Raw genomic sequence first — 26,236 nt, 5'->3', positions numbered from 1 at the left:
TTCAACGGCTAGGGCGCTTGATTGCTGGGCCCCCAAGGCCCATCGGCTGGGCGCGCAGCCTCTGCAGCCTGAACAGTCTGTATGAGGCGATCAATAGCGGCACCCATGGCCTGCGTTTGGCGGAGGCTCGAATCAATCGTCTTGGCTTGAACCTCGGCACTCTTACTGAAAGAGTTGATCGCCTTTGTTAGCCCGGAAATGACCGGCGCTAGCTTTATCTCAATGATCTGCTCAGGCGTTTGCATCGATGCAAGCTTGGCCGCGAGGCCATCAATCGCCTTTACGATACTAGCCGTACTTCGCGAAAGCTGATCGGACTCCTTTACCAGACGGGCCGAAACCGTTTCGAGAGTATCGACAACCTTTTCGTTAAGGGCATCGAGAGTTTTACCAGACTTCTGGGAGACTTCTTCGAGAGGCTTTCCGGCCGTTTGCGCGAACGTCCGGATCTCCGTCGCGAGTTTATCGCTCGCAGAGCCTAGCGTTTCGTTTATCTCGTCCAACGCCTCTGTAATCGACTGCTGAGTCATGCGTCGGAAATACCCAAATTCCAGAACCGTGCTTTCAAGCTCACGCTTCACTTTTCGCGAAGCATCTGCCAACTCCAGTCGGGCGGTCGCTTCCACCTCAATCGGATCTCGCCGCATCTGATTGAAGAAGATACGAAGTGTGATACCGGCGATCGTCGACGCGATGGCAATACCAAAGTTCTGAACGATCTGCTCGGCGGCCCCCTCAGCCCTGAATTGATAAAGCGAGACCGCAAGGCTCGTCAGCGTGAATAGGAATCCCATGTAATAGAGATTATCGCCTGACTGGTCGTCTCGCAGACGAAAGAGCCGTGCGATTCCTAGGATGAGAGCGTATCCGATCATGATCAGAACTGGAACAGAAGTGACGTATAGCGCCGGCCAGCCATTCATCTTCGAAATAGCAATATAAGTACTACCTAGCGCCACCACCGAGAAGAATAGCAGGCCGCTGGCCAAACCAGGTGTAATTCGAAGGTTGTCTTGAACAGCCACGCCTAGGCTCCTTGCAGTCGTTTGACGTCAACGGAGGACGCGCCATTATCCTTCATCCATTGAATCCAGAATTCGGCGTGTTTGACGTCATTGAGCAGGGGCTGACCCTTCGGTTGGCGCGTGACATACCGGATTGATACTGCAGCGCCATGCAGTTCGGTGCGATACTTCATGTAGGCTGGTGATTGCTTGTAGCGCTGGAACGTAAGATCACCGGCAGACGGGTACTGGCTATAATCTCGCGTGTACTCGATCATGTCGGAAATCACTATCAGAGCTTTCCTTGCATTCTGATTGGCCGCACCCGAAAACTCATCAATGGCAATCTCTTGGATCGCTGCCATGAGCGGTGAACTGGCTGCTTTTGCCGAGGCTATGCTGTTCTTCACTGCCTCAGATGCCGGCTTACGAAAGTTCTCTATCCAACGCAGCCGAGCAATTCTGGGATTGTCGGTCCATTCGCTGAGGCCGGCACCGTCACCCGGATTGCACTTTGAAAACAACGAGCGACTGCGGCCGCGTACGATGTCGAGTACCCGGATATCGAGCCTGTAAAACGGGGGAAGAGTAGCGACTAGGTCGTCAAGGATCACTTGCACCTCCTGCCGCGTCGCCTCCGGCAAGTCGTCGGACGTGTCGACCAAGACCACGTTGATACCGTGCGGACCATCAAGGGGGCACAGGCTTTGCGCATCGAGGGCGGGTCGCTTGGGTGTCGATAGATAAAAATAAGCTAGGGCAGCGCCACATGCGATTGCGACCAGAATCAGCAAGACCCCCCCGATGCCGGCCCAACCGACGCCGGACGCGCTTTGCCGTTTGGGGCGCCTCTTAGCCACTCTTCTTCTCCGGCAGCAGCTCGTCGATCTCACGATAAGTCTTCACGGCATCGTCGAAGGCCTCATGAATGGCTTTGATCTGCTGGTTCAGAAGCTCCTGGGTTTCGGCGATCATCTTCCGCAGGTGTTCCCTGGCCGTCGAATCCGGTTCACCGCCAGCGTAGATGATGCGCTCCATAGTATAGCTGCGCGAAAAGGTGCTCGGCGGCGGTGTAGAACGTGCCCGTCGGTTGGCTTCACGATAGATCTCAAGCAAGGCACGGCCAGCCTGCTCTGTCTGGTTCTGATGCTGAGTAAAGCGTTGGGCGAGGCGTCCCCTACCTTGAAGCAGCGAATCGTATTCCCCACGTCGAACGGAGAGGTCCCTCGCCGCATTGTTCATGGCGTCGGTACAGTCCTCGCGAATGTCGCGTAGTCGATCGATTAATTCACTCCGGACGCGTGAAAATTGTTTGTTCGCGTCTAGCCATCGACGTTCTAGGCCAGCATATCCCATGTAGGGGTCAAAGAACATCAAGCCGTCGGCCATCGCGACCAGAGAAAAAATAAAGCCGACGCTGAAGAATACCCACGAATTTATGTCTATGAGCATATACGGTGCGGTTTGGAGACGGTGGAGGACCTCTTGGCCGACGTCGCCGCTGATAGTTGGTGGAATCTCGCGCAGGTGGGCAAGGGTCAAGTTCAGTACGACAGCAAAAGCAAGATAGCCGACACACGATAAGACGCCGAGCAGCTTAAGGAAGTAACTTCGCTGATTGACCAGACGTATAAGCACCATACCGCAGAGGAAGCTCGAAACGATGTTCAAGGCAGCGAATACCACCGCCTGGACCAATCCTCCTAGCAGACCGCCTATATTTGCATTGGCAAGAAAGCTGCCATTCACCACCACCTCGATAACGAACAGGATTGCTAGGATGCCGATCTTCAGAATAACCTTCCCCGGGCTAGCTAGCCTGGCGGGCCGTTCTATCTGATGGCGGGTGCGAAAGCGCTCCCGTTCGATTTCAGATTCGTTGAGCCGACGCCGTAAGGCAAACAGCTCATCGCGGCCGACGGTCGCCTCGGCCCTGAAATCACCTACGGCCTCAGGTGCGGCCTGCTGAATAGTCGCGAAGCGCTCCTCAAAGCTGAGTGCCGTGACGCGCTCATCATAGGTGTGCAGGTGATCAAGGTATATCGAGTGGGAGTCCTGCTTGTGCCTCTCAATTCTTTCAATGATCTGATGCTCGATATCGTCAAGCGTCTGCACATCTGAAGCAGGATGGTTTTGCGATCCTCGTTCTCTCCCGTGTTCGACAAGCTGGAGCTCATCGGCTATGCGGTCGACATTGAGATCGAGAAAGATGTTCGTCGCCGGCTGATAGTGATGAACGGGTTGGCTCAGGAGACCCAAAATGCGCGCGAGCGCTGACTGACGTGTGCCGGTGGGTTTCATAAAGATCTCAATCGGCATCTAGAGCTTGGACTTGCGACAGCCAGCGGCTTCAGCATCCGCTACTGAGCAAAACCAACGACGAGACGAGCTTCGATCCATCGACAGCCGATCGTAGAACCGGCCTCCGGGCACGTGATAGATGCATTCATGAGCACCTTTTAGATTGCCCTTGATGACACAAGCGGGCGAAGGCGGTTCGGCCACAGTAGCCGGCGCCGTCAGTATCCGTTGCGCCTGCACGGGTACGGCGATCGCGCCAAGGATCACGGTATTGTTGCTGCGATGCCTCCACTCCCAGGGAGCCACAAAAGCCCCGCTCCAGAGCCCGCGCTGCTGTTCTCGGGCGAAATCTTCGTCCGCAACATAAGCGGTTGAGTAGCGTCGAAACGCTAGCGCCCAGCCGTTTCTCACTAACCAACGTGAGACATCCTGACCTGAAACTGTGCAGGACCCAAGATGCCGCCTATAGACGTCCTGGCCGGTCAGTTCGCAGTTCCAGGATTGCTCGCGCGCAAAGGCTCTCAGCTGTTCTCGGGCTGCGATGCCGCAATCCCAAGCCTTACCACCCGCGTCCAGGCAAACCTGGTCCGTCTCAGGCGCGTCGATCCCAAGGAGTCGAATCTTGATGGTCCCTTCGTAAACGGTGTCCGCGTCGACGATTTGCGGAACGCCCTTTACCTCTCGCGCAATTGCGGAAGAGAGAGCCAAAAAGCAGCATGAGATGACAACAGCAGCGCGCATACTGCACCGCACTCAAATCTGATTGAAAAAATCGATAGTTAACAGTCTATTACACTTTCCTCGCGAGGACTAGAAAGCCACACTCTGTCGGTCACGGTGCCCGCTGTCATAGTTAATTCGGCTCATGATCGGCTGCTTGACGAATGTTGCCCTAGGGCCGTCGGGACTAAGGCGTGGAGACCCAATCCCTCGACTGGCGCAGCGCTTCGCTGAGCTTTTTACGTTCGCTCTACCCTGGCTTCTCCTCGGCTTCGAACCGCTTCTCGAGGTCCCCCTAGCTCCGAAGGAGGATAACCGCCGGTCAGGCTCTTTCGGGATGAAAGCACCGGCGGTTCTCTTTGGCTACGTGCGGTGTCGCTGCGTCAGGGGGCCAATAAGCTAGGGCCTCATCCGCACAGCTGCCCTGCACCGGCTCCGGCAACCGCGAGAGATGCCGAAATCGCCGTGAATCGCTTGAATTCTCCATACCTCATGGCTGGCTCCATAGGTATGCTCGCGCCCGATGACCGCCGCGCTCCGATTCTCCCGAGCTCCCCTGCCCGACGAAGCCGACTTGGCCACCATGGCCGAGACCCTCTCCCGATCGCCCGACTACCGGGTGCTGCGCCGGCTGGTGCCCCGTATGCCGTCCACGCCAGTGGTCGGCCAGGAGGTCCGGACCGCCATCCTGCTGGACACCGAGACCACCGGCCTCGACCACTCCCGGGACGAGATCATCGAGCTCGGAATGGTTTCGTTCGACTACACCTCGGACGGCCGTATCGTCCGTCTTAGGGACGTCTTCTCCGCCTTCAACGAGCCGTCCGGCCCCATCTCGCCCGAGGTGACTGGGCTCACCGGCATCACCGACGAGATGGTCGCCGGACAGCGGATCGAACCGGACGCGGTGTCGGCGTTCGTCACCGGCGCGGTCATCGTCATCGCCCACAACGCCGCCTTCGACCGCCGGTTCGCCGAGCGCTACTGGCCTGTATTCGAGCGGATCGCCTGGGGGTGCAGCGCGACCGAGGTCGACTGGCGCTCCCACGGCTTCGCCGGCGCGCAGCTGGGCTACCTGCTGAACGGGGCTGGGTTCTTCCACCAAGCCCACCGGGCCGTCGACGACTGCCACGCCCTGCTCGAGGTCCTGGACTTCGTCCTCCCGACGACCGGCGCGCCGGCGCTCGCAGCCCTGCTGCAGACGGCGCGGAAAGCGACGACCCGCGTCTGGGCGCAGCAGTCCCCGTTCGAGCTCAAGGACGCCCTGAAGAAGCGCGGCTATCGGTGGTCCGACGGCACGGACGGGCGGCCGAAGTCCTGGTACATCGATGTCGACGAGGGCGCGATCGAGGCCGAGATCAGCTTTCTCAGGTCGGAGGTCTATCTCCGACACGTCGAGCCGCGGCTGCAGCGCCTGACCGCCTTCGAGCGCTTCTCCGCAAGAGTCTGACGCGCCGGCCATCGCGGGGCCGGCACATGCTGGCTCTTCTCTCCCCGCGCAGCACGTGGTCCCCGTCAATCTTGTCTCAGAGGACGTTCATTCCGAGATCTGGCAGGAAACCCGATCAAGACCACAGGAAGATCTCGGATATGGCGAATACTTTCCTGCGCATCGGCACCGCGCATCTCGCGCAGCCGCTTTTGCTGGGAAAGGAATTTCGATGAGCGAGTTTTTTGGAAGGATGTACGTCGAAGTCGACGAGGCCTTTTTCGCGCCGCCCGCCGACGAGGTGGCGCCGCGCCTGATCGGATGCGTGCTGCACTTCTGCCACCGGGATCTGGAGACCGCGGTCATGCTGATCGACGTCGAGGCCTACGGTGGAGGCAACGACCGCGCATCCCACCTTCACCCCGACAACCAGTCGCGCCGCAATAGGGGAGCGAAGGTCCTGACGCCGCACGGGACCGCGCGCATCCATGGCAGCCGCGACATGTGGGCCATGGACATCGTCTGCGGAGAGGCGGTCCCGGGGAGCACCGTCCTCCTCCGGGCAGGTCTCCCCCTCATCGGGATCAACGTCATGGCCGAGCGCCGCAGTCGGGCGCCCGACGCCGACCGGGGCGTGAAGGCCCGTGCCCAGGGATACGAAAAGAAGCTCTGCGACGGACCGTTCAAGCTGGGCGAGGCGATGGGCTTCGATCGCGTGCTCGATGGAGCCTCCCTCCTCAAACGCCCCTTCCGCCTGCTGCGCCCACTGGAGCCCTTCGTCGATCTGCTCAACGGGCCAAGGGTCAGGGTCACCCAGGACGAGCAACTGCTCTGGCGCTGGGGACATCCCGATCATCGGGCCTGGATCAGGGAAAAGTTCTAGAGGGCTCCGTTGTGAAGGACCGGATCCGCATCACGGCCAACTTCGGACCTCGCGGACTGTCGCCGTTGACCAAGCTTGCTGGCTGGCCTCCCGCATTCGCGCTAGAGTTCCAGCGCAATTGCACGTTGCCGGATCGTCACCATGGATTTCGATGACCTCATCGTCGAGCGACCGCCGACCGCCGGAGCCTCCCCGGACCGACTAGATCGGCACTTCTACGAAGGCGCGGTCATGCTGGCGTATGCCATGCATCTGTTCCGAAGCGAGCCCATCCAAGAGGTGAGGATTCATCCGGACGGCCAGCATGCCAGGCAGATCGACTTCCCCGGCTGGCTCGAAAAGCGTGGTTTCCGCAGGGTCGCGAAAGCCAGCAGCGCGTTCGCTGGCACCTTCGAGGATGCGCGGGGGCGTCGAATCGTCATCCATCCGCAGTCCGGACTGAGCGACGTCACCGCGGTAGCCAACGGCGTCACCATCGAAGCCGAGTGCAAAGGAGGCACAATAGAGACCCGGCATCGAGGTCGGCTATCGAAGATGGACAAGGGGCTTTGTGAGATCGTCGGACGCCTCATGATGAAAGCCCCAGGCACCCGGCCGGTCGCCGTGATGCCGGCAACGGACGTGACTCGACGGGTCGGGCGCAAGCTGGCGTCCCGCTGCGCGGCCGCCGGCATTCGGATCGCGCTGGTCGACGCCATGGGCAGGGTCGAGTACGTGGAGGCGTAGGATCGTGGGATATTTCAAGCAGGAAGCCCTCGACAAACTCCAGAGCGGCTTGGCCGATCTGCCGCGCGCAGTGCTCAAGCTCCGGGAGGCTTACGCCCTGCGCGCATACAAGGAAGACCTGACCCGTGAGCACGCGCAGCACGGTCTCTGCAGACGCCTCGCGACCATGGTTCATTCAATCCAGACGACGTTCGAACTGATGCCGCCGGAGTCGGAGAGATCCCGGACAAAGCCACCGTGATTGACGCTGCGGCCTCGATCCAGGCCTTTGTCATAAACGCATTCGGCTGAATGGAGAACCTGGCCTTCATTTGGGTGCGAAAAGGACGTCCGTGGCTAGAAGGGCGCAAAGCTCGAACCGCTCGAGATTGGCGTAGCTCCGGCGACGGCTTCCGTGGATTCCGTATGTATGCTTCGACGCCAGTCAGCCGGAAGCGAGACTTGAGGGCCTATAGTTTGGAATACCCATACGCCGTCTTCAACGCCTCCCGTGGCACGTCCTACAAGGACCGCATCGAGGAGCGCTATCACTTCCCTGATCGCCTGCTGAAGCCCGCGCGGGCGGCCTTGGGAAAGCGGATCGTCTATTACGAGCCTCGGCGTGCGGACGAAGGCAAGGGGCGCAACGTCTACCTCGCGACGGCCCACGTGACTGACATCGTCCAGGACACAGAGACTGGTCAACCAAATCATCATTTCGCGCTAATCGGCCAATTTCTCCCTTTCCAGTCGCCCGTGCCCCTGCGGCGCCCGGACGGGGCCTACTGGGAAAGCCGCATCCAGACGCCGGCGAGCGCCAAGGGATTGACCCAGAACTCGATCAGGGGGCTTCCGGCACAGGACTTCGCTAGCATTGTTCTCGCTGGACTCGGCGACCTATTCGACCCGTCCAAGACAGCGCTGCATGATTTGGATGAGACCCTCCGGGACCCTGAAGCGGGCGAGCTCCTGCGCCTTCCGTACGAAGAACAGAAGCGCCGCATCGACCAGCTGTTGATCAACCGCCCCGTTCGAGATGCGATGTTTCGCGTAAACGTTCGGGAAGCCTATCAGTATCAGTGCGCAGTAACCGGCCTGTCCATTCGGAACGGTGGCGGCCGCCCGGAAGTTCATGCAGCCCACATATGGGCGGTCGAAGATGGCGGTCCGGACGCCGTGCAGAACGGCATTGCATTGAGTCAGACGTTTCACTGGATGTTTGACCGTGGTCTGATCGGTATACGTGACGACTACTCCCTGATCGTCTCGCACAACAAGATGCCGGAGGGGCTGCGTGGGCTTATCGGCCCCCGAGAGAAGCAGATCCTTTTGCCAGATGATCCAGCTTTGCGACCAGACCCGTATTTCCTGGCGAAGCATCGCGCGAAGCACTGTCTCTGAAAGCTCCGAGCTTCCAGTTTTGCCATGCAGGCGCCACTAAAACCGAACCGTGGCTTTAAGCGGACAGTGGTCCGAGATGGCCAGCAGTGGATCGGGATGGTCTTGATCGGCCGGCCGCGTTCCGCCGAGACGCCCGATAGCCACCTTGGTCATTGGAGCCACGGCAGTCAGGCTCTTACTGACGAGCATCTGGTCCAGCCCGATCGGATTGCGGCAGCCGAGACTATCCGCACGTGTCAGCGGCTTGAGGGCTTCTTGATCGAAGAATTCACGCTTCGACCGCTCGCAGATTTCCTTTGCAGCGGCATTCACAGGGCATTCGGGTTCGAGATGCGTCAGCGTGAAGGCTAGAGCCTTGTCGATGGCCTTTGCGATGCGCCCCATCTTCACGTCCAGTCCCGGGTCGACCTCCATCCTGATCATCGGGAGCCGACCTTCCGGAGGATGACGCGGTTGATTCCGGACAGGCTGAAGCCGCACCTGAGCAGCCGACTCCGCACCTGGCTGACCGCGACCTTGAGTCCGTCGTCCTCGTCGAGCCTTTCGAGGACGACGGAGCAGAGCTCATGGGAGAACACGGCGTCCGAAGGCGCGCCCTCGCGCTGACGCTCGCGGTAGCGGCGCTGGCGCAGCGCGTTGACGTTCGGCGATGTGGCTTCGGCGTCCATGCACAGACGTTACGCGTCACCTTTGGTGACAAACGATGCTGATTTTCGGCCGGACGCCCCGGAAAGCAGAACACCCGGCGGACCGAGGTAACACCGGGTGTTCACGTGCTCCGTCGGTGGATCGCCAGCGGGACACGTCGAGAGAGTCCCATCGGACATTGCAAGCGTCAACAGCCCTGCTGATTTTTGTGGGCCGTGGCGCGAAGCTTTCTCCGGAGCCGGCTGATCGTCTTCCGTGCCTCAACGACGGAGAACCCACGCGCGTGCAGGTCGGCAAGATGATCGCGGATGAGCGACGACTCCGCCTCGGTCAACCTGTCCAACACGTCAGACTTCGCCAGCGCCACGGCGAGGCTGAGTCCGATCTGCTCCAGGGTCGCCCTCTTCAGCCGATCGTTCTCGGCGCGCCAGCGCGCGGTCCTCAGTCGCCCCTGGGCCCGGACGACATCGGGGCTCCTCTTGATGACAGGCTTCGCGAAGAGCGCGGCCGGCCGGTCCGGGTCACGGTAGGCTACGGTGCGTCGGATGTCGTCGATCCTGGAGATCTCGTCTTCGTCCTGCGGGTTCGGTCGACGGGTCTGCAACGGCGGTCTCCATAATGTTGGACACACCGGATTCTGAGGGCTGCGCCGGCAAGCGACAAACTGGGCCGAGGGCCGGGGATGACCCGCACGGCGTCAATGTCGACGCTTGGACCAGTAAGCCGGAGACACCGTCGCCGACGGCAGGCACGACTCGGCGGGTTCGTCACGTCGCCGGGCCGCATCGCGCCACGCTCTCACCGCGCGGCGCCAGGATTCCAAAATCCGGCGGGCATGTTGACCGGCCGGTTCTGACGGGTCGACAGGTTGAACGGGTCGCCGGACCGCCGGGGGCAGGGTCGACTGGGTGCCAGAGGTCTCGACGATGGGGGCAGCAGGGGCGGATTGATCGCTGACGGCTCGGCTGGGCTGGGTAGAAGGAAGATCGCTACTCTGCTCCGATGATGATCCTGCTTGATATCTTGCAGCTTGTCGGACAACCTCGGCGACCTCATCGAACCGATCGTAAGCCGTTGACCTGCTTACAGTTCCTGCCGCTACCAGGGTCTTGACGACCTCGGCCTTGGCGGCGATCACCTCGTCGATCGTGAGTCCGAGGGCCATCCGCCTCTCGATCTCCTCGGCAATCAGGCCGCAGTTGATCGCCTTGGCGTCGGCCCTGGAGACGCGCCCGGCCTCCCGCTGGTGCTCCTTGCCGAGCATCTCGCGTTCCTCGGCGGTCTCGCGCGTCAGCCCGCTACGCGCATCGCGCAGCCGGTTGCGGTAGCTGTCACGGCCGCGATCGCAGAATTGCCCGGTCACCGATGGCACATGGCCGAGTTCGACGACGAACTGACGCTGCGCGGCGAGCACCTGGCGGACGACCTGGCCTTCTCCGTGCAGCTGGATCATGCGCCTGGTAACCGCACCGTCGACGGGGTGATAGAGCCAGGCCACGAACGCCGGGTGCGACCTGCGGGCCTTGAGGAAGTCAGGATCCCGGCGGCGCTGTGCGGAGCGGATGACGAGCGTGCGGGAGGAGATGCCGTCCCGCCACACGGCGTTCGATAACTCGACCTCGGCGTCGTTCTCGCGCTCGATCTTCAGCTGCCTGGCGCGGCGCATCATCGCCCTCTCGTCAGGCGTGATGGTCGGCAGAATTGCCCTCCACTCGGACATCGTAGCGAAGGAGTCGTCGCAGCAGGCGACCGACCAACCAGGGGCGAGCGCATTTTTGAGCTTGTTGCTGTTGTGGTGGCCTGGGTCGACGCCGAGCTCTAGCAGGTGATTGACGATGGAGCGCTGGATCATCGCGTGCAGCGTCTGCTGCCGGTCGATGTTCTTGGCGCCCTTGCGCGGGATCACGCGAGACCCAGGCGGCAGCAGCCAGATCAGATGCGGGTTCTCGACGCCCTGACCGTCGGACTCGCGAGCCCTGTAGGTGATGATGTTCGGCATGAACTGCGGCGGCAGAAAGCGCCGGATGTCCTTCCAGAGCGCTTTGATCGACTTCCACCACCCGTCCAGGTCGACCACGAAATGACAGCGACGATTCCTTGCTAGCTCGACGTACGGCTTGTCCCGGACATCCATTTTCGACGTCCCATCGAGGGACGCGGGGCTGACCTTGGTTTTGTCAGTACCGTAGATGATGTCCGGCGGCAGCGCAGAGTTGAACAAAGCGAGCGAGATGCAGATCGCCGAGCGGAACGCAACCGTCGGGCTCCCGGATTCATCGACGAACTCCTCGGTGAATCGCGCGGTGCGCCGGCCGGCAAAATCTCGGATACCCTTCGAGTCGTAGCGCTCGCGGCGCCGCGCGTTGTATCCGCGCGTCCTTCCGGCGCGGATGGCCGAGACCAGAGCGGGCGAGGCGAAAAGCTCATAGTTGGGCGGCGGCGCGAAATGCTGTTCCCTGGTGGGTTCCGGCAGACCCGCCCGCGCGGCCTTCGCGCAGGCGGCGCGGTAGCTCTTGTTGTCGCGCTCGAGCTTCCATGTCTCGAACGATGGGATCGCCTTGCCGGCCCGGTGCAGGCGCTCGCAGGCTCCGCGGTAGAGGTCTTCGAGCTTTGCGTCGCGCTTCCGGCGGCCCTCCGCGATCACGGCGCGGGACTGCTCTGCGCGAGCCCTTGAAGCGGCAGCCTGCTTAATGTCGTGGCCCCGCAGGTCGGACTTCCACTTGGTCCAGCCTATCGAGGTCTCGGCCGTGACGCGCGTCGTCGTGCGTACAGGTCCTCGGACCACCTGCGGGACGCCACCGCGCACGATGGTGACAGTCGGGACGTGGACGAAGGGCGCCGGCTCGGGCTGAGCGTCCGGGAGGAGCGCCACCCGCCTGGCAAACTCCTCGCGCCGCGCCTCGTCGTCGACGCGCCAGTCGCGCTCACGCACGTAGTCGCCGGCGCCGTAGAGGGCGCGCGGAAATCCGGGGGAGATGGCTGGTTGGGTGTGCATGCTGTGCGATCCAGCCTGGATCATGCACCGGCTACGGGCAACGCGCAAGGGGTTACGTCGGCGGAGTTATGGCGGTGATATTACCGCGTATTACCCCAGGCTGGATCGGCTTCCGCCCCGGTGAGATCTCCGGAGGCGAGAATTCAGGATCGACAGGATTCGAGTCTTTGAACGTCGAAGACTCGAATCCTTGGAACCGCTCTCACCGCCGTAACCCGTTGATTTCTCTATATCGACAATTCGAGACTCGAATCCTCACTTGGGCTTCAGCCGTTTCGCGATCCAAGCCTTAGCCTGGTCGCTCAACTCCTCGTCCTCCGGAGGCTCATACTCGGCCGGCATGTAGCGGTCCGGCTCCTCGATCCATCTTTGGGGGGCAGGTGTCCCCAGGATCACTTCGTGGGCGTCCGAAAAGGTCTTGAATTTGGCGCCGAAGGCCGACGCCTGGGTCTCCTGATAGCGCCGCGGCGACTGCGCGCCCGGGATGAACATGCCTCGGCTGTCGATCCTCGGATTGCGAGGGTCGGCCTGCACCCATCCGATGATGACACGCTCGAGATAGGCGGACCTGGACAAGTTCGCTTCTTTGGCCCTCGCGTCGAGGATGTAGACGAGATGGGGGTGCATCCGCATCGTGACGCGCTCAGTTTTGACCTCGTCCGGAGCAACCTTGGGCCCGGGCTTCGCGCCCGTTTTCGATCGTTTAACCATGGCGATATCGAATCCTTGATTCTGTGCAATTTGTCCGACAAGATATGTCTTATCGCACCAACTTGGCCTCTGAGTGCTGCATACATGATTTCCAAGGATTCGCCTATGGACGATGCGGACGCTGACGGGACTGACAGGGAGACCATCCTCCGCCTGCTCGCCGAGGACCGCCTGGAGTCCGCGCCCCTCCTGCAGAAGGATGAGTCCATGATCAACGACGCGAGCATGGTGCCGGTCAGGATGCTGCACGCCAGGTCATGGAGAAACGCGCTGTCGTTCGCCTCGGTGCAGACCATTCAGCGTCTGATCGACGACGATTCTCTGCGTGAGCTGGTGCAGCGCGTCGACAGGTTTTCCGCGGCGTCGGACACGCACACGCCCGGGGCTGTGGATGCCGTCGTCGACCGCCTGTTCGACCTCGGCCAAGGTCACCTCGCGGTCGCGTGGCAGATGCTGCGCGTGCGGCTGGAAGTGCCGTCATCGTTCATCCATGTGATGCCGCCCCTGGCGCGCCTCGTCGACCAGCACGGCGACGACGAGGAGCGCGAGATCATGAAGGTCTGGTGGGCCGCCGCGGCTGGCAATTTCGCCGACATGAGAGACTCCTCGATCTTCTCGATCGCGAACTTGGTCGTGCACGGCAAGTCTCCGCGGGAGCAGATGCGTCCGCTGTCATCCTTCATGCACACGCCGATCAAGCCGACGCGTCGGCCGGCACCGCTGGAGAACCATGTCATCGTGATGCCGGCGGCGCCGGCCGACGGCAAGCTGCCGAAGGCATGGCTGGATCTCGTCGGTGAGCCCCTGCCGCTCGTCGTCGCCAGGGACGTCGCCGGAGTGCGCGCGACGCTGCACCGCGAGTTTCCGCACGCGACGCATGTCGTGGACACGCTGCTGCGCGGCTGCGCCGACGGCAAGCCGGTGCGGATGACGCCGACGCTGCTGGTCGGGCCTCCCGGCTCCGGCAAGACGCTGCTGGCGCGCCGCGTCGCCGATTCGCTCGGGCTGTACGCCTTCCGACAGGACGCGGCATCGGCGATCGACGGAACATTCGGTGGTAGCTCGAAGACGTGGTCGACCGCGCAACCGTCGGTGCCGGCGCGCGCCGTGTTGTCGTCGCGGCAGGCGAACCCGATGGTGTTGGTCGACGAGATCGAGAAGGCCGGCAGCGGCTCCTACAACGGGCGCCTGTGGGACAGCCTGATTCCGTACCTCGAGAAGGAGACGTCATCGCGCACCCGTGAAAGTGCGCTCGATGTCGAGATCTGCCTATCGCACGTCATGTTCATTGCCACCGCCAACTCGACCGAGGCTCTACCCGGCCCGCTGCTTGATCGATTCCGGATCATGCGCGTTCCTGCGCCGACGCTGGCGCACCTGCCGGCGCTGGCGGCGCAGGTCATGCGAGACCTCGCGCGTGAGGACGGCAGGCAGCACGACGCACCGCTCGCCGGCGACGAGCTCGAGGTGATCGGCCGGGCGTGGGCGAAGGAGAAATTCAGTATGCGCAAGCTCCAGCGGCTCGTCGCCGCCACGCTGGAGGTCCGCGACCAACTCGCCCCGAGGCACTGATGACGCAGGTCTATCGCAAGCTAGAGGTGACGTTCTCCAAGGCCGAGATCGAAGAGATACTGCGCGAGCGCGCCCGGAAGATTGCGCGGCAGGAAGGCGTCAAGGTCGACGAGGTTAGGGTCGCGCACGTCGAGGGAGAGGCCGTCGTCACGCTGATCACATGGCCGGACGACGTTCGGCGAGACATGAGGCGGAAAGAGAGGCGCCGATGACGATCGAAGCGAAGCGATTGATCCTCGATTTCGAGTCCTACCTGGCCGGCGACCAGCCGCATGAGTTCGATCTCGCGGCCGCGCCGGTGCTGGACAACTGGGAAGCCGTGGTGTCAGTCGGTTTGGACGGCACGCGCAGCATCGTGATCTGCGGCGACGTGGCCGGTCACCCTCACAAGCGCGACGGCGAGCGCGTGACGACGTCTCCGGTCGTCTGGATCGATCGCAACAACGGATGGTGCCGCACGCGCAACCGGCTGTACCGGCTCGACGGGCAGATGATCCCGATTGACGGCTCAGGTTTTTGAGGAAGGATCCGAAATGGTTATCAAGAGACGCCCCGGCGAGAGCGACGCCGACTACATCGCGCGCCTGGCCGAGGCGATGCCGACTGGGGGCACAGAAGAAATCGTGTGCTGCATCTTCGTCGCGCTCCTTCCTCCGGAGGACGAGACAAGGCTGCTGTCCGTCGAGGGCAAGGCACGTCACGGGCGGCCGCTCGCGACCATCATGGCGGAGGCACCGGGCGGTGAGCCGTCTTGGTTCGTGATCTGGCGCCTGACGGACGAGGAGTTGGGCTACATGACGAAGCCCGACAGCCCGATCTGCGCGCGCAGCGCGGCGAAGGCGTTCAAGGACTACGACCGCCTGCATGAGCACAAGCAGCGTCACGGATGGTCGCCGAACCACCGCTGAACTACGCGTGATGGGAAGCTAACTTTTGTTCGTCCCGGAAATTTTTGCTGGGGCTCTTGTGCCTTTCCAGGCTGCGGACGACGATTCACGTCACCCGCCATCGGTATCGGCCAAGAGGGTGAGCAGAGATAGCCGGTATCGGAGACCCGAGAAATCTCGGTGGCGCTGCATCCTCTGCAGCGATGGTCCGCTCCATTCACACCTATCCGGAGGTGACCATGAAGTTCATCGCGTGCTCGAAGCCATCACAGGCGAATGTCGTCAACAGTCCGATCAATCTCGATCTCTGCGTGTCCTATAAGCCGGGTCAGGTCGGAGCAAAGTCTGGCGACGCATGTCACTGGGCACCGGCGATCATGTTTGTGGTAATCACAGGCAACGTCGCTGGTACCTGGACTTTCGAGAGCGTGGCTGACCGTGACGCCGAGATCGCTTTTATCGACAAGCAGGTATTATGGATGGGCGTTGGCGACGATGCTGACATTATCCGCAGATTGATGGCCGCCTGATGTCGCTCTCCCGCCGCCATCTCCTCGGACTCGCCGCCGGTGGCGCCGCGGCCGCTGCCCTTCCGGCTGGAGCGGTGACAAAGCAGCGCTCAATCGACTCCTTAGTCGGTGAAATGTTCGGCTCCGACTTTCGATCGATACTGCCGAGCCAGCGAAGTCTGCTGGTGAAACAGGAGTACATGGAGGGCTGTCTTCAGTGGCCCCGTCCTCCCGTGTTCGCTCCCGACGGCACGCTCGCAGAGCCCTACGGCGAGAAGGTGCCGTGGGTCGAGATCGACGGCCGCTGGGTCGAGGCAGACCCCGTGCTGCATCCCGAGGGCCGCGAAGATCCTGAGGAGTATGCGTGATGGACTTCATGTTCGAGATCGCCGCAGCGAAAGCCGCTTCCGAGGAGGCATTGCGCGGCGTCCCGAAGGACGCCCGTTGGGTGCCTGTCGAGAAGGACGAGAACGGCAACTTCGAGCCAGTAGAGCGCACCTACACCTTCCCCGGTCCGTTGTGGGCGAAGATCCAGGCGGAGGAGAAGTTCGAGGGACGTGACTGGCGTCGGCTAAAGCGCGAGCGATCGAAGGCTTGGCGCAAGGCCGTTCGCGAAAACGCGCCCGATCAGGTGTTCACGATGACGTGGGAGTGATGATGCCCGACCACCGCCTGTTCGACAGCACCTCGTTGACCTCGCCGCCGGAGCCGCGCGTGGAGGCGGTGAGTAACAATATGACGCCTGAAGACGAAGGCTTCATGCCGGAGCGACAGCCGTTCCCGGCCATCGCCTGCGCTCTCGCCTTCCTGAACGACATCATCAAGGACGCGCCGCCACCGCCGCCTGAAGACTTGATCGACGCCATCCTTCGGCGGCTTTGCATCGATGGAGAGGCCTTCATTCGGATAGGTAGCGAGACCTATCGGATCACGGACCTCGGCGGGCGGTTCCGTTGCGAACTGGTAGAGAAGAAGATCGCGTGATGGACTTCGTGCGCGCAGCATGGCGTCGCGTGTTCTGCCCGGAGGCGCCATGGTGGGTGACAGAAGCGACTCCGAGCTACGGATTCATCGCGGCGATACAGGGATGTAGCCTGTTTGAAGGATGGCTCCGCCGCGAAGCGTGGATCGACGCAAAGCGAAAGTGGTGGCGAGAAGGACGGAGTTTCTGATGGCCACAGCGCGGCCCACGCCGGCGCCGCCGCAGCACGTCTGGATGCTGCGGTTCGATCGCATCGTCTGCCGGGAATGCGGCGAGCCGGAGTGCGCTGGCGACACGCCGTGCCAGGGGTCGCCGAAGATCAGGCCGAGGGCGACGACGAGGAAGGATTCGTGATGGCGAACGAAGCGACTGACGACAGACTCAGAGCGATGTTGTCCAACGCGAGACGCGAGGACGAGTGGAGTGCGCTGATGGACGCCATTCGCTTCGTTCAGGCGTCTCCGGAGATGCCGCTGCCGATGGTGCGTCTCGAGCAATCTGATGGCGGACGTGCCACGTCGTGCTGAACTGGCAGGATCGCGGTCGGCTGGTGTGGGTGCGGGGCTTTTTCGACGGAAGCGGTCTCTTCAACTGGCTCTGCTTGTGCCCGCCGAATCAATTCGAAGATCCGCCAGCGGAGGACTACAAGAACGCCCCCGTCAACCGCGGAGCGCCGGCGTCGCTGCTTGCCAGAATCGACTACGTGAGGCGAAAGCCGTCGAATTTCTGGACGATCTCGTTCGAGGAATGCGACGAGAGCACGCCAGGCGCAATTAAGATCATAACGGCCGGTGGCGAGACGTTCTGGGGACGTCAGGTCGCCTAGCCCTGAAATCCGGCCAGCATCCGTCTTCCTCATGACGCCCGGTGCGCTGATCGCAGCGTTCGTTCAGCAGACGCTGGCCGACGTCACGCCATAGAGCGTCGGCGCCCCAGCGCGCGATCAGGTCGCGTCGATACTCGCGGACGCCGCGCATGCAGCGTAGGCACGACACCGACAATTCCTTCGCCTGGATCTCGCCGAGCATCAGCCTGGCCGCCGGACGGTCCGTCCCGGCGCGCGGATCCCGCAACACCGCTGCCCACCAGCCCTCCTCGTCACTCTCTCGCTCCCGCTCACGCTGCAGGTCGGCTAGGCGCCTTGCCGTCGCCTCCGTGCGCTCCTGCTTCGCCGTCGGGAAGCGCCAATCCGCAGGACGTCTCCCTGCCATGCTCAGACTCCATTTGACGTGAGAACGGATAGAGAACAAAATCTCCGCTCCGACCGCAAGAGGAATGCCAGCCATGGCCGACCCCGCCGAGCAGTCACCCGTCGACCAGGCCGCGGATCTGGAGGCCGCTGTGGCTCAGGCGATCGAAGCCTGCGGGGGCGACCCGGTCGCGGCCGTGCGCTCGCTCATCGTGATGAACTCGATGCTCGAGCGCGAGCTCGCTGATGTCTACGCGAAGGCATCGCGCGGGTACCTTAGAGGGCGGAAGGTTTCGCCGGCGCAAGGCAAGCTGGCGCTGGATGACGACAAGCAATCATGAGGTCTGGGCGTTCAGGCGCACGTTGTCGTCGGCGTAGGCGCGTACAAAGCCCTCAAAAGGCCCTAGGCGGGTACATCGAAATCCGAGGTACAAAAGTGTGTACAGGGGCGTTTTTGCCGACGTAGAGGCAAACAAAAAGGCCTTGCCGAAACCGGACAAGACCTTGATATCATGCGGGGAAATCTTGGTAGCGGGGGAGGGACTCGAACCCCCGACCCCAGGATTATGATTCCCGTGCTCTAACCAGCTGAGCTACCCCGCCACGGTGTCGATCCAAGGGGGCCGGTGAACGCGGCGGGCCTTGGGGACGGCGGCATATAAGGAGGCGGTCCCGCCCCTGTCAAGCAAAGCTCGACGTCATCGGCGGTTTTCGTACCGCGCGATTTTGATCCGATTCCTCAAGGCGTTGTGACTACTTCTGCGCGCGAGCAGGGATCCGGCAGGGCCGTCCGGCTCGGGCCCGGCGCAGCCTTCTCGCCGAATCTCACGCACGATGGCAGCTCACTTCGGCCGCACGTTCGGATTGCCGCCCGGACTGCCAGGCGGCGGAATCACCGGTGTGGTGCCGCCCTCCGGGGTCGGCGCGTGCATCTCCGGATCGATCCCGCTCGGCGGACACAGCACGCCGTTGGTCTTGGCGAGCTTGTCGCCCAGCGGCTCGCCGGCGCGGCCGGTGGTGATGCCGTCGGGGGTCGCCGTCGCCCGCGCATTCGGCGCACAGGCGGCATTCGCGTCGGGCGCAGTCGCCTGCGGCGGCGTGGCTGGAGTCGGCGGCGCCTGGGCATGGACCACGGAGGTCGACGCCAGCAGGAACGAGAGAAACAAGGATTGCCTGATGCTCATGGCGGAGCAACGCGAAGCCCGCCTCCGCGTTCCCCGTGGCAAGGCCGCGCGGCAAACCGCGCCGGCGCCGCGGCGTTTCAGCCCTTGCGGTAGCGGATCAGCGAGAAATGCCCGAGCGGCGGCATCGGCCGGCGCTCGGCGAGCGTGACGCCACCATGCTTGGCGGCCCAGCTCACGAGGCGGGCCCAGGGGAACTCGGGCCGCCAGCCGAGCCGGCGCGCGATCGGCGCGAAGGCCAGCTCGAAGATCCGCCGCGGGCCGCTCTCGGCGCCGATGTGGTTGACCAGGATCAGCTCGCCACCCGGCTTCAGCACGCGAATGAAATCATCGAGCGTGGCTTCGGGGTCCGGCACCGCGGTGATGACGTATTGCGCGACCACGGCGTCGAAGAAATTGTCGGGAAAGGCGAGATGTTTCGCGTCCATGACCGCAAGCGTCTCGACGTTGAGCAGCTTGAGCTCGCGCACGCGCGCCTGCGCCCGCCGCAGCATCGGCTCGGAGATGTCGACGCCACAGATCTTCGTGGTGCGGGCATAGTCCGAGAGCGAGAGCCCGGTGCCCACGCCGACGTCGAGGATGCGGCCGCCTATGCGGTCAGCTTCCGCGATGGTCGATTGACGCCCCTGATCGAAGACCTTGCCGAACACCAGATCGTAGATCGGCGCCCAGCGCTCGTAGGCCTTTTCGACCCCTGCGCGGTCGATGTCCCCCATGCCCCTGCCCTGAAATGATGAAATGCTGATCAGCCGCGGACCGGCTCGGCCAGGCGCTGCGGCCTGATGATGCCGGAAGCGCGGCTGCTCTCGGCGGCCGCACTCTGGATGAAGCCGCCACCGAGCACGCGCGCGCGCCCCGACGCCGCGTCATAGAATACGCAGGCCTGGCCGGGCGAGACGCCCTCCTCGCCGCCGACGAGCTCGACCTCGTAATGGCCGTCGACGCCGCGCAGCCAGGCCGGCTGCGGCGGACGGGTCGAGCGCACCCGCACGAACAGCTCGAGGCCGTCGCGCACCACGGCATCGAGCGCGCCGTCGCCGATCCAGTTGACCTCGCGCAGGGTGATGCGGTGCGTGCGCAGCGCCTCGCGTGGGCCGACCACGATGCGGCGGGTCGCAACATCCAGCTTGACCACATAGAGCGGCGTGCCCGCGGCGATGCCGAGACCCTTGCGCTGGCCGATCGTGTAGTTGGCGATGCCCTGATGCGTGCCAAGCACGCGTCCCGCGAGATCGACGATCTCGCCCGGCTCCATCGCGTTCGGACGCAGTTTGCCGATGATGTCGGTGTAGCGGCCGGTCGGTACGAAGCAGATGTCCTGGCTGTCGTGCTTGTCCGCAACCTCGAGGCCGAACCGGCGCGCCAGCTCGCGCACCTCCGGCTTGGTCATGTCGCCGAGCGGAAAGCGCAGGTAGTCCAGCTGATCGCGCGTGGTCGCGAACAGGAAGTAGCTCTGGTCGCGGTCGGCGTCGGCGGCGCAAGTGAGCGCACGCGATCCGTCCGGCAGCCGCCGCGACGCGACGTAGTGGCCGGTCGCCAGCACCGAGGCGCCGAGCTCACGCGCGGTCTTCAAGAGATCGCCGAACTTGATGGCGCGGTTGCACTCGATGCACGGCACCGGCGTCTCGCCCGAGGCGTAGCTGGCGGCGAAATTGTCGATCACCGATTCGCGGAATCGATCCTCGTAATCCAGCACGTAATGCGGGATGCCGAGCCGCTCGGCGACGTTGCGCGCGTCGTGGATATCCTGGCCGGCGCAGCAGGCGCCCTTCCGATGGGTCGCGGCACCGTGGTCGTAGAGCTGCAGCGTGATGCCGACGACGTCGTAGCCTTGCGACTTCAACAGCGCAGCCGTGACCGACGAATCGACGCCGCCCGACATGGCGACGACGACCCTGGTGTCCTCCGGACGGCCTTCGAGATCGAGACTGTTGAGCATGGTCAGGTCACTGCGATCGCGGCGCCAAGCAGCGGGTTCCCGGTACGGGAACGCCTCGCATGCGCCGTCTTTGCGGATGGCTTGCCTTCGGCGATCTCCGGACACGGTCTCCCGGTCGGAAACAACGCGAGAAGCATTCGTCTTTAATATAGGCGCACTTCATGCGAAGCAATCGCGCTGGCCGCAGGGGCCGGCGGCAAATCTTGCCGGCCGGGCAGAAATGGCGGCCGCGCGGCCCCGGCCGGCCCCTTCGGGCATATCCATAAGCAATTGATATCACTTTCAATTCTTCGTTGAAGCGGCTTGGCCCGCTCCTTGCTGACCTTGGTCCTCGAGTTTCATCGCGAGAGGTTCCAAGGTGTTCAGCGTCACGTCAGACATCCAGGCCGGCACGAGTCTCAAGACGGCGGCGCCGAAGCCGTCCCGTCAGGACACCGCGCAGTCGTCCGACAGCTTCGCGGCGCTGGTCGATGCCGCCACACCGTCTGAGCCGTCGCCATCGTCGCCCTCCGCGGCAACACCGGCGCCCCGCGCAGCCAGCGCTCCGCCTCCGAGCCGGGAGACCACGCGCAGCAACGACACGGATCGCACGAGCCAGGCCGGGTCGACCGACAAGACTCAGGGCAAGGCTGGCGGCAGCGCATCCCGCACCGACACGGCTGGATCGGATGCGACGTCCGACACGACGGCCGACAAGTCAGCCAAGACCGCGGCCGACACGGCCGGCAGCTCCGATGGCAAGACCGCAGACAAGAAAGACGGCGACCAGGCCAGTGCCGACGCAGCCACCGCCGCGACGGCGGCCGCCGTCGACCAGGCGACAGTGCCGACGCCGGTCGCCGTCGCGATTCCATCCGAGATCACGCTGGCCGGCGCCCCGACCGGGCCCGCTGCGACCGATGCGGGCGACGGCTCTTCCATTGCGCCCACCCCGACGACCGGGCCCGCCGGAGCCGCCGGCCCCGCCCTCACCAGTCCGGTCGATGCCAACGCCGGCCTGATGGCCGGGGCGGCCAAGTCGGCCGCTGCAACGAAGGCAACAAGCGAGGCCGACACCACGACCGCCGGCGCCGACGCAACGTCGACGGCATCCGGCGACGCCGCCGCTTCGCCCGATCAGACCTTCACGGCGGCACTCGAGGCGACCGTGCCCGGCGGCACCAAGCCGACCGGCAAGGGCACCGCCCAGGCCAAGACCGGCGTTGCGGCCGGCGAAACCGGCAAGAGCGCCGAGCAAGGCACCGCCGCGCCCCAGGGGACCCACCCGCAGCAGACCCAGGGCACCGGCCCCGCGCAACAGCCCACCGCTTCAGCCAAGCCGGACAATGGCGAGGTCGAGCCGACGGCGAAGGGCAACAATGCGCCGTCCCCCTCTGGGCATGAGCGCAGCGTTGCGCAAGCCAACGGCCAGAGCAGCGTGCCGGCGTCCGATCCGACGGCTCAAGCCACGGCCACCCTGCAGCCGCAGCTCTCGACGCCGACCGCATCGACCAGCCAGATCACATCCGCCAATCTGACCGCCACGGCCGCAACCAGCGCCGCCGTGCCGCTGCACGGCCTCGCGATCGAAATCGCCGCCTCCGCGCTCAACGGCAAGAGCCGGTTCGAGATCCGGCTGGATCCGGCCGAGCTCGGCCGCATCGATGTTCGCATCGACGTCGACCGCAACGGCCAGGTGACCTCGCATCTGCGGGTCGAGAAGCCGGAGACGCTCGCAATGCTGCAGCAGACCGCGCCGCAGCTGCAGCAGGCGCTGCAGGACGCCGGCCTCAAGAGCAACAACAGCGGATTGCAATTCTCGCTCCGCGACCAGAACTCGTCCGGCCAGAACGGCGGCGACAATCAACAAAACGGTAACGCACAACGCCTGATCGTGGCCGAGGACGAAACCGTCCCGGCCCAGCTCGCCGGCCGGTCCTATGGGCGCATGTTCAGCGCGCAGGGCGGCGTCGACATCCGGGTCTAACAGGAGGCTTCCATGGCAATCGGCGACGCAATCTCGGCAAGCCCGGCAGTCTCGGGCACCACATCCACCTCGACCTCTTCATCGAGCAGCAACGGCCTGGGCTCGAGCGCAAGCTCGACCATCGCGGGCAACTTCCAGACCTTCCTGACCCTGCTGACCACGCAGCTGCAGAACCAGAACCCGCTCGACCCGCTGGACACCAACCAGTTCACCCAGCAGCTCGTGCAGTTCGCCGGCGTCGAGCAGCAGCTCAAGACCAACGACCAGCTCGCCTCGCTGCTGACGATGCAGCAGGCCACGCAGTCGACCCAGGCGCTCGCCTTCGTCGGCAAGACGGCGGTCGTCAGCGGCTCCACGGCCGCCTTGTCCAGCGGCAAGGCGAATTGGGACCTCAGCATCCCGAAGGACTGCACCATGACGGCGACGATCACCAACAGCGTCGGCCAGACGGTGTTCAGCGGCACCTACAATGCCACGGCGGGCGACAATCAGCCCTACAGCTGGAGCGGCCAGGGCAGCGACGGCACGCAATGGCCGGACGGCCAGTACAAGCTCACCGTCACGGCCAAGGACAGCTCCGGCAATCCGGTGGCGGTCTCGACCCAGATCCAGGGCACGGTGTCGTCGGTCGACCTGACCCAGCAGCCGCCCTTGCTGTCGATCGGCGGTCAGACCTACACCGTCAGCCAGATCCAGCGGATCGTTAGCTAGCTCTTAACGATCACGCCCGCTCTTAAGACCTCGGATACGCTTGCAGCTGAGCTTGAACATCAAGCGCGGCCCGGGCGTCGGCATGCCGGCGCAACCACAGGGTACTCTTAACCAATTTTTCACCACGATCTCGCTCCGGAGGCCTCTCGCCGCCGGAGGCGACGGCGTTTGCGCACGACGCGGGATTCCAGCCCTTTGCTTAGGCAAATTTTAAGCGAGGCGGCGTAGGGTCTTACCGTGAGTTCAGTGGTTAAGAGTTTGTGAGTACGCCATGACAGAACCCCATCGCCCGAGGGTGAAATACGTCATCGGGCCTGACGGCAGCCCGCTCACCATCGCGGATTTGCCTGCGCCAGGCACCAAGAGGTGGGTCATACGCCGCAAGGCCGAAGTCGTCGCTGCGGTCCGCGGCGGATTGTTGTCCCTCGAAGAAGCGTGCAGCCGCTACACCCTGACCGTCGACGAATTCCTGTCGTGGCAGTTCTCGATCGACCAGCATGGTCTCGCCGGGCTGCGCACCACCCGAATTCAGCAATATCGCCAATAAAGCGTTAACGACGCGAACCAACTTTCAAGAAAATCGGCTTGGTCCTGCCAAGCCGATTTTTGGCATGTCCGCAGTTTGTTAGGACCTCTTAACCATCGTTAACCATATCGAAACCTTCCCATAGGCAATAATTGCCCAGTGGTTCGATTCAACCGCCGTCCCTGTCCCGCGATCGCGGGCGACACGGCCGAGATCGGATCGCCACCTGGAATGCGGGCGTCGGTGAAGGTTTAAGGGTTGAATTTCGCGATCTCTGCAACTGGCCGTAAAGGCCCGCGAAGCTCAAATCACCACCTTTCAGCAGCCACCCGTCGAATGCCGAACTATGGGGCAGTTGCTTGCAAGGTCTCTTGGACTTCCTGAAGAGTTTGGGCGCCGCGCGGCTCACCGCCATGCTGGCGGTCACCGCCGCTTTGATCGGCTTCTTCGGCTTCGTCATCATGCGCGTGACGGCGCCGCAGATGACGACCCTCTTCACCGACCTCAGCATGGAAGACTCCTCCAGCATCATCAAGGACCTGGAGCGGCAGGGCATTGCCTTCGAGATCCGTAACGAAGGCAGCGTCATCCTGGTGCCGAAGGACAAGGTGACCCGGCTGCGCATGAAGCTCGCCGAGGGCGGCCTGCCCAAGGGCGGCGGCGTCGGCTACGAGATCTTCGACAAGTCGGACGCGCTGGGCACCACGAGCTTCGTTCAGAACATCAACCATCTGCGCGCCCTGGAGGGCGAGCTCGCCCGCACCATCCGCGCCATCGACCGCGTCCAGGCGGCGCGCGTCCACCTCGTGCTGCCCGAGCGCCCGCTGTTCTCGCGCGAGACCCCGGAGCCGTCGGCCTCGATCGTCGTGCGCGTCCGCGGCGCGCTGGAGCCGGCGCAAATTCGCGCCATCCGTCATCTCGTCGCCTCCGCCGTCAACGGCCTGAAGCCGCAGCGGGTGTCGATCGTCGACGAGGCCGGGCAGCTGCTCGCCGACGGCACCCAGACCGACATCGACCAGCAGGTCGGCGACGAGCGGCGCAACTCCTTCGAGAAGCGGATGCGCAAGCAGGTCGAGGACATCGTCTCCTCGGTGGTCGGCTCGGGGCGCGCCCGGGTCCAGCTCTCGGCCGATTTCGACTTCAACCGCGTCACCCAGACCTCCGACCGGTACGACCCCGAAGGACGGGTGCTGCGGTCGAGCCAGACCCGCGAAGAGCAGTCGGCCACCAACGAAAGCAACGGCCAGGTCACGGTCAACAACGAACTGCCGGGCAACCAGCAGAACCAGCCGCCCCAGCAGCCGCGTGACCAGAGCAAGAAGACCGAAGAGACCAACAATTACGAGATCTCCCGGACTACGAAGACGGAAGTCACCGAGGCCGGACGGGTCAACCGCATCTCGGTCGCGGTCCTGGTCGACGGCGCCTACAGCAAGAACGAGAAAGGCGAGCTGGTCTACAAGGAACGGACCAAGGAAGAGCTCGACCGGATTGCCGCGCTGGTCCGCTCCGCCATCGGCTTCGACCAGAAGCGGGGCGACCAGGTCGAGGTCGTCAACCTGAAATTCGCCGACGGTCCCGTCGTTCCGCAGATCAGCGAGCCCACCGGCTTCCTCGGCATGCTCCACTTCACCAAGGATGACGTCATGTACGTCATCGAGCTCGCCGTCATGATGCTGCTCGGCATCGTCGTCGTGTTCATGGTGGTGCGGCCGCTGGTGAAGAAGATCATCTCAACCGAAGAGGCTGCAGCGGCCCACAACAGCGGCGTCCCGGCCCTCACCGACGAAACCGCGCAGGCGCAGGCTCATGCCCAGCAGACCGCCACCATGATCGACGTCGCCCAGGTCCAGGGCCAGGTGCACGCCCAGTCCGTCCACCGGGTGGGCGAGTTGGCCGATCGCAACCCGGGCGAAGCTGCCTCCATCATCCGCCAGTGGCTCGCCGAGCCGCAGCAGAACTGATCCTCATCGACGT

32 protein-coding genes and 1 tRNA gene are annotated in these 26,236 nt (G+C 63.5%); 20 read left to right on the top strand and 13 right to left on the bottom strand.

Translation table 11 applies throughout. The features are described 5' to 3' along the window. Window positions 1-8: 8 nt before the first annotated feature. The 4 genes from QQL87_RS23275 to QQL87_RS23260 are packed head-to-tail and all read right to left on the bottom strand — an operon-like array spanning window position 9 to window position 4,046. Complete coding sequence (locus tag QQL87_RS23275; protein WP_284421092.1) at window positions 9-1,025, bottom strand: hypothetical protein; 1,017 nt, start codon at window positions 1,023-1,025, stop codon at window positions 9-11. Between the two features lie 2 nt (window positions 1,026-1,027). Further along, complete coding sequence (locus QQL87_RS23270; protein WP_284421093.1) at window positions 1,028-1,798, bottom strand: hypothetical protein; 771 nt, start codon at window positions 1,796-1,798, stop codon at window positions 1,028-1,030. 58 nt (window positions 1,799-1,856) lie between these two features. Continuing rightward, window positions 1,857-3,323 (bottom strand): hypothetical protein, encoded by a 1,467-nt coding sequence (locus tag QQL87_RS23265; protein WP_284421095.1) that lies wholly within the window; start codon window positions 3,321-3,323, stop codon window positions 1,857-1,859. Beyond that, window positions 3,324-4,046 carry a thermonuclease family protein gene (locus QQL87_RS23260; RefSeq protein ID WP_284421096.1) on the bottom strand — a complete coding sequence of 241 codons (723 nt, stop codon included), beginning with the start codon at window positions 4,044-4,046 and terminating at the stop codon, window positions 3,324-3,326. Between the two features lie 502 nt (window positions 4,047-4,548). On the opposite strand from QQL87_RS23260, the gene QQL87_RS23255 reads away from it, so the two are divergent. From QQL87_RS23255 to QQL87_RS23235, 5 genes are all read left to right on the top strand, one after another. Beyond that, complete coding sequence (locus tag QQL87_RS23255) at window positions 4,549-5,475, top strand: 3'-5' exonuclease (RefSeq protein ID WP_284421097.1); 927 nt, start codon at window positions 4,549-4,551, stop codon at window positions 5,473-5,475. A 211-nt stretch (window positions 5,476-5,686) separates the two neighbouring features. Continuing rightward, window positions 5,687-6,337 (top strand): DNA-3-methyladenine glycosylase, encoded by a 651-nt coding sequence (locus QQL87_RS23250; protein ID WP_284421098.1) that lies wholly within the window; start codon window positions 5,687-5,689, stop codon window positions 6,335-6,337. Window positions 6,338-6,478: 141 nt separating this feature from the next. Further along, on the top strand, window positions 6,479-7,063 hold the full coding sequence (locus tag QQL87_RS23245; protein ID WP_284421099.1) for a hypothetical protein: 585 nt from the start codon (window positions 6,479-6,481) through the stop codon (window positions 7,061-7,063). A 4-nt stretch (window positions 7,064-7,067) separates the two neighbouring features. Next, the gene (locus tag QQL87_RS23240) at window positions 7,068-7,304 is read left to right on the top strand and encodes a hypothetical protein (RefSeq protein WP_284421100.1); all 237 of its coding nucleotides are present in this window, start codon (window positions 7,068-7,070) and stop codon (window positions 7,302-7,304) included. Between the two features lie 200 nt (window positions 7,305-7,504). Continuing rightward, window positions 7,505-8,443 (top strand): HNH endonuclease, encoded by a 939-nt coding sequence (locus QQL87_RS23235; protein WP_284421101.1) that lies wholly within the window; start codon window positions 7,505-7,507, stop codon window positions 8,441-8,443. A gap of 36 nt (window positions 8,444-8,479) precedes the next feature. Here the strand turns inward: QQL87_RS23235 and QQL87_RS23230 are convergent, their stop codons facing one another. The 5 genes from QQL87_RS23230 to QQL87_RS23210 form a co-directional block, all read right to left on the bottom strand. After that, window positions 8,480-8,857: a hypothetical protein gene (locus QQL87_RS23230; protein WP_284421103.1), complete on the bottom strand. Its 378-nt coding sequence runs from the start codon at window positions 8,855-8,857 to the stop codon at window positions 8,480-8,482. A gap of 5 nt (window positions 8,858-8,862) precedes the next feature. After that, window positions 8,863-9,111, bottom strand: coding sequence for a hypothetical protein (locus QQL87_RS23225; RefSeq protein WP_284421104.1), 249 nt, complete (start codon window positions 9,109-9,111; stop codon window positions 8,863-8,865). A gap of 167 nt (window positions 9,112-9,278) precedes the next feature. Continuing rightward, window positions 9,279-9,695 (bottom strand): hypothetical protein, encoded by a 417-nt coding sequence (locus tag QQL87_RS23220; RefSeq protein WP_284421105.1) that lies wholly within the window; start codon window positions 9,693-9,695, stop codon window positions 9,279-9,281. A gap of 93 nt (window positions 9,696-9,788) precedes the next feature. Further along, on the bottom strand, window positions 9,789-12,086 hold the full coding sequence (locus QQL87_RS23215; RefSeq protein WP_284421106.1) for a hypothetical protein: 2,298 nt from the start codon (window positions 12,084-12,086) through the stop codon (window positions 9,789-9,791). Window positions 12,087-12,341: 255 nt separating this feature from the next. Continuing rightward, window positions 12,342-12,713 carry a hypothetical protein gene (locus QQL87_RS23210; protein WP_284424124.1) on the bottom strand — a complete coding sequence of 124 codons (372 nt, stop codon included), beginning with the start codon at window positions 12,711-12,713 and terminating at the stop codon, window positions 12,342-12,344. On the opposite strand from QQL87_RS23210, the gene QQL87_RS23205 reads away from it, so the two are divergent. The 11 genes from QQL87_RS23205 (at window position 12,702) to QQL87_RS23155 (ending at window position 18,277) form a co-directional block, all read left to right on the top strand. Further along, complete coding sequence (locus QQL87_RS23205) at window positions 12,702-14,369, top strand: AAA family ATPase (RefSeq protein WP_284421109.1); 1,668 nt, start codon at window positions 12,702-12,704, stop codon at window positions 14,367-14,369. The genes QQL87_RS23210 and QQL87_RS23205 overlap by 12 nt on opposite strands. Further along, window positions 14,369-14,581: a hypothetical protein gene (locus tag QQL87_RS23200; RefSeq protein WP_284421111.1), complete on the top strand. Its 213-nt coding sequence runs from the start codon at window positions 14,369-14,371 to the stop codon at window positions 14,579-14,581. The genes QQL87_RS23205 and QQL87_RS23200 overlap by 1 nt, the downstream gene beginning before the upstream one ends. A 17-nt stretch (window positions 14,582-14,598) precedes the next feature. Further along, window positions 14,599-14,889, top strand: a complete 291-nt coding sequence (locus QQL87_RS23195) for a DUF6634 family protein (RefSeq protein ID WP_284421112.1) — start codon at window positions 14,599-14,601, stop codon at window positions 14,887-14,889. Then, entirely contained in the window at window positions 14,870-15,277 is a 408-nt protein-coding gene (locus QQL87_RS23190; RefSeq protein ID WP_284421114.1) for a hypothetical protein, read from the top strand. Before QQL87_RS23195 ends, QQL87_RS23190 begins: the two co-directional genes overlap by 20 nt. Window positions 15,278-15,495: 218 nt before the next feature. After that, on the top strand, window positions 15,496-15,786 hold the full coding sequence (locus QQL87_RS23185; protein ID WP_284421115.1) for a hypothetical protein: 291 nt from the start codon (window positions 15,496-15,498) through the stop codon (window positions 15,784-15,786). Between the two features lie 164 nt (window positions 15,787-15,950). Further along, the gene (locus QQL87_RS23180; RefSeq protein ID WP_284421116.1) at window positions 15,951-16,133 is read left to right on the top strand and encodes a hypothetical protein; all 183 of its coding nucleotides are present in this window, start codon (window positions 15,951-15,953) and stop codon (window positions 16,131-16,133) included. Continuing rightward, the gene (locus tag QQL87_RS23175; RefSeq protein ID WP_284421117.1) at window positions 16,133-16,420 is read left to right on the top strand and encodes a hypothetical protein; all 288 of its coding nucleotides are present in this window, start codon (window positions 16,133-16,135) and stop codon (window positions 16,418-16,420) included. Before QQL87_RS23180 ends, QQL87_RS23175 begins: the two co-directional genes overlap by 1 nt. A gap of 2 nt (window positions 16,421-16,422) precedes the next feature. Then, on the top strand, window positions 16,423-16,749 hold the full coding sequence (locus tag QQL87_RS23170; protein WP_284421118.1) for a hypothetical protein: 327 nt from the start codon (window positions 16,423-16,425) through the stop codon (window positions 16,747-16,749). 114 nt (window positions 16,750-16,863) lie between these two features. Beyond that, a complete protein-coding gene (locus tag QQL87_RS23165; protein ID WP_284421119.1) occupies window positions 16,864-17,274 on the top strand; it encodes a hypothetical protein in 411 nt (136 codons plus the stop codon). Then, the gene (locus QQL87_RS23160) at window positions 17,268-17,573 is read left to right on the top strand and encodes a hypothetical protein (protein ID WP_284421120.1); all 306 of its coding nucleotides are present in this window, start codon (window positions 17,268-17,270) and stop codon (window positions 17,571-17,573) included. The genes QQL87_RS23165 and QQL87_RS23160 overlap by 7 nt, the downstream gene beginning before the upstream one ends. Before the next feature lie 458 nt (window positions 17,574-18,031). Beyond that, a complete protein-coding gene (locus tag QQL87_RS23155; RefSeq protein WP_284421121.1) occupies window positions 18,032-18,277 on the top strand; it encodes a hypothetical protein in 246 nt (81 codons plus the stop codon). 185 nt (window positions 18,278-18,462) lie between these two features. Here the strand turns inward: QQL87_RS23155 and QQL87_RS23150 are convergent. From QQL87_RS23150 to mnmA, 4 genes are all read right to left on the bottom strand, one after another. After that, window positions 18,463-18,539, bottom strand: a tRNA-Met gene (locus QQL87_RS23150). Between the two features lie 239 nt (window positions 18,540-18,778). Beyond that, the gene (locus tag QQL87_RS23145; protein ID WP_284421122.1) at window positions 18,779-19,120 is read right to left on the bottom strand and encodes a hypothetical protein; all 342 of its coding nucleotides are present in this window, start codon (window positions 19,118-19,120) and stop codon (window positions 18,779-18,781) included. A gap of 77 nt (window positions 19,121-19,197) precedes the next feature. Beyond that, window positions 19,198-19,833 carry a class I SAM-dependent methyltransferase gene (locus QQL87_RS23140; protein ID WP_284421123.1) on the bottom strand — a complete coding sequence of 212 codons (636 nt, stop codon included), beginning with the start codon at window positions 19,831-19,833 and terminating at the stop codon, window positions 19,198-19,200. Between the two features lie 29 nt (window positions 19,834-19,862). Beyond that, window positions 19,863-21,056, bottom strand: a complete 1,194-nt coding sequence (mnmA, locus tag QQL87_RS23135; protein ID WP_284421124.1) for a tRNA 2-thiouridine(34) synthase MnmA — start codon at window positions 21,054-21,056, stop codon at window positions 19,863-19,865. A gap of 358 nt (window positions 21,057-21,414) precedes the next feature. Here mnmA and QQL87_RS23130 point away from each other — a divergent pair, with 358 nt between their 5' ends. The 4 genes from QQL87_RS23130 (at window position 21,415) to fliF (ending at window position 26,223) form a co-directional block, all read left to right on the top strand. After that, a complete protein-coding gene (locus tag QQL87_RS23130; protein WP_284421125.1) occupies window positions 21,415-23,022 on the top strand; it encodes a flagellar hook-length control protein FliK in 1,608 nt (535 codons plus the stop codon). Between the two features lie 12 nt (window positions 23,023-23,034). Next, complete coding sequence (locus tag QQL87_RS23125; RefSeq protein ID WP_284421126.1) at window positions 23,035-23,733, top strand: flagellar hook assembly protein FlgD; 699 nt, start codon at window positions 23,035-23,037, stop codon at window positions 23,731-23,733. 271 nt (window positions 23,734-24,004) lie between these two features. Next, window positions 24,005-24,280 (top strand): CtrA inhibitor SciP, encoded by a 276-nt coding sequence (gene sciP / locus QQL87_RS23120; protein WP_002714638.1) that lies wholly within the window; start codon window positions 24,005-24,007, stop codon window positions 24,278-24,280. A gap of 338 nt (window positions 24,281-24,618) precedes the next feature. Next, window positions 24,619-26,223 carry a flagellar basal-body MS-ring/collar protein FliF gene (gene fliF / locus QQL87_RS23115; protein WP_284421127.1) on the top strand — a complete coding sequence of 535 codons (1,605 nt, stop codon included), beginning with the start codon at window positions 24,619-24,621 and terminating at the stop codon, window positions 26,221-26,223. Window positions 26,224-26,236: the final 13 nt, after the last annotated feature.

This window comes from Bradyrhizobium sp. SSBR45G, assembly GCF_030159255.1.
In the GTDB taxonomy this organism is placed as follows: Bacteria; Pseudomonadota; Alphaproteobacteria; order Rhizobiales; family Xanthobacteraceae; genus Bradyrhizobium.
The sequence above is the reverse complement of the archived record's forward strand: the minus strand, read 5'-3'. Positions and strand labels throughout refer to the sequence as shown.

Excerpts from the sequence above, each read along its gene's own strand:
- QQL87_RS23250 (WP_284421098.1), top strand. The coding sequence starts at position 5,687 with ATGAGCGAGTTTTTTGGAAGGATGTACGTCGAAGTCGACGAGGCCTTT.
- QQL87_RS23255 (WP_284421097.1), top strand. The coding sequence starts at position 4,549 with ATGACCGCCGCGCTCCGATTCTCCCGAGCTCCCCTGCCCGACGAAGCC.
- QQL87_RS23215 (WP_284421106.1), bottom strand. The coding sequence starts at position 12,086 with ATGCACACCCAACCAGCCATCTCCCCCGGATTTCCGCGCGCCCTCTAC.
- QQL87_RS23145 (WP_284421122.1), bottom strand. The coding sequence starts at position 19,120 with ATGAGCATCAGGCAATCCTTGTTTCTCTCGTTCCTGCTGGCGTCGACC.
- QQL87_RS23175 (WP_284421117.1), top strand. The coding sequence starts at position 16,133 with ATGGACTTCATGTTCGAGATCGCCGCAGCGAAAGCCGCTTCCGAGGAG.
- QQL87_RS23225 (WP_284421104.1), bottom strand. The coding sequence starts at position 9,111 with ATGGACGCCGAAGCCACATCGCCGAACGTCAACGCGCTGCGCCAGCGC.
- mnmA (WP_284421124.1), bottom strand. The coding sequence starts at position 21,056 with ATGCTCAACAGTCTCGATCTCGAAGGCCGTCCGGAGGACACCAGGGTC.
- QQL87_RS23140 (WP_284421123.1), bottom strand. The coding sequence starts at position 19,833 with ATGGGGGACATCGACCGCGCAGGGGTCGAAAAGGCCTACGAGCGCTGG.
- QQL87_RS23245 (WP_284421099.1), top strand. The coding sequence starts at position 6,479 with ATGGATTTCGATGACCTCATCGTCGAGCGACCGCCGACCGCCGGAGCC.
- QQL87_RS23210 (WP_284424124.1), bottom strand. The coding sequence starts at position 12,713 with ATGCACCCCCATCTCGTCTACATCCTCGACGCGAGGGCCAAAGAAGCG.
- QQL87_RS23185 (WP_284421115.1), top strand. The coding sequence starts at position 15,496 with ATGAAGTTCATCGCGTGCTCGAAGCCATCACAGGCGAATGTCGTCAAC.
- QQL87_RS23260 (WP_284421096.1), bottom strand. The coding sequence starts at position 4,046 with ATGCGCGCTGCTGTTGTCATCTCATGCTGCTTTTTGGCTCTCTCTTCC.
- sciP (WP_002714638.1), top strand. The coding sequence starts at position 24,005 with ATGACAGAACCCCATCGCCCGAGGGTGAAATACGTCATCGGGCCTGAC.
- QQL87_RS23155 (WP_284421121.1), top strand. The coding sequence starts at position 18,032 with ATGGCCGACCCCGCCGAGCAGTCACCCGTCGACCAGGCCGCGGATCTG.
- QQL87_RS23205 (WP_284421109.1), top strand. The coding sequence starts at position 12,702 with ATGGGGGTGCATCCGCATCGTGACGCGCTCAGTTTTGACCTCGTCCGG.
- QQL87_RS23265 (WP_284421095.1), bottom strand. The coding sequence starts at position 3,323 with ATGCCGATTGAGATCTTTATGAAACCCACCGGCACACGTCAGTCAGCG.
- QQL87_RS23170 (WP_284421118.1), top strand. The coding sequence starts at position 16,423 with ATGCCCGACCACCGCCTGTTCGACAGCACCTCGTTGACCTCGCCGCCG.
- QQL87_RS23125 (WP_284421126.1), top strand. The coding sequence starts at position 23,035 with ATGGCAATCGGCGACGCAATCTCGGCAAGCCCGGCAGTCTCGGGCACC.
- QQL87_RS23200 (WP_284421111.1), top strand. The coding sequence starts at position 14,369 with ATGACGCAGGTCTATCGCAAGCTAGAGGTGACGTTCTCCAAGGCCGAG.
- QQL87_RS23230 (WP_284421103.1), bottom strand. The coding sequence starts at position 8,857 with ATGGAGGTCGACCCGGGACTGGACGTGAAGATGGGGCGCATCGCAAAG.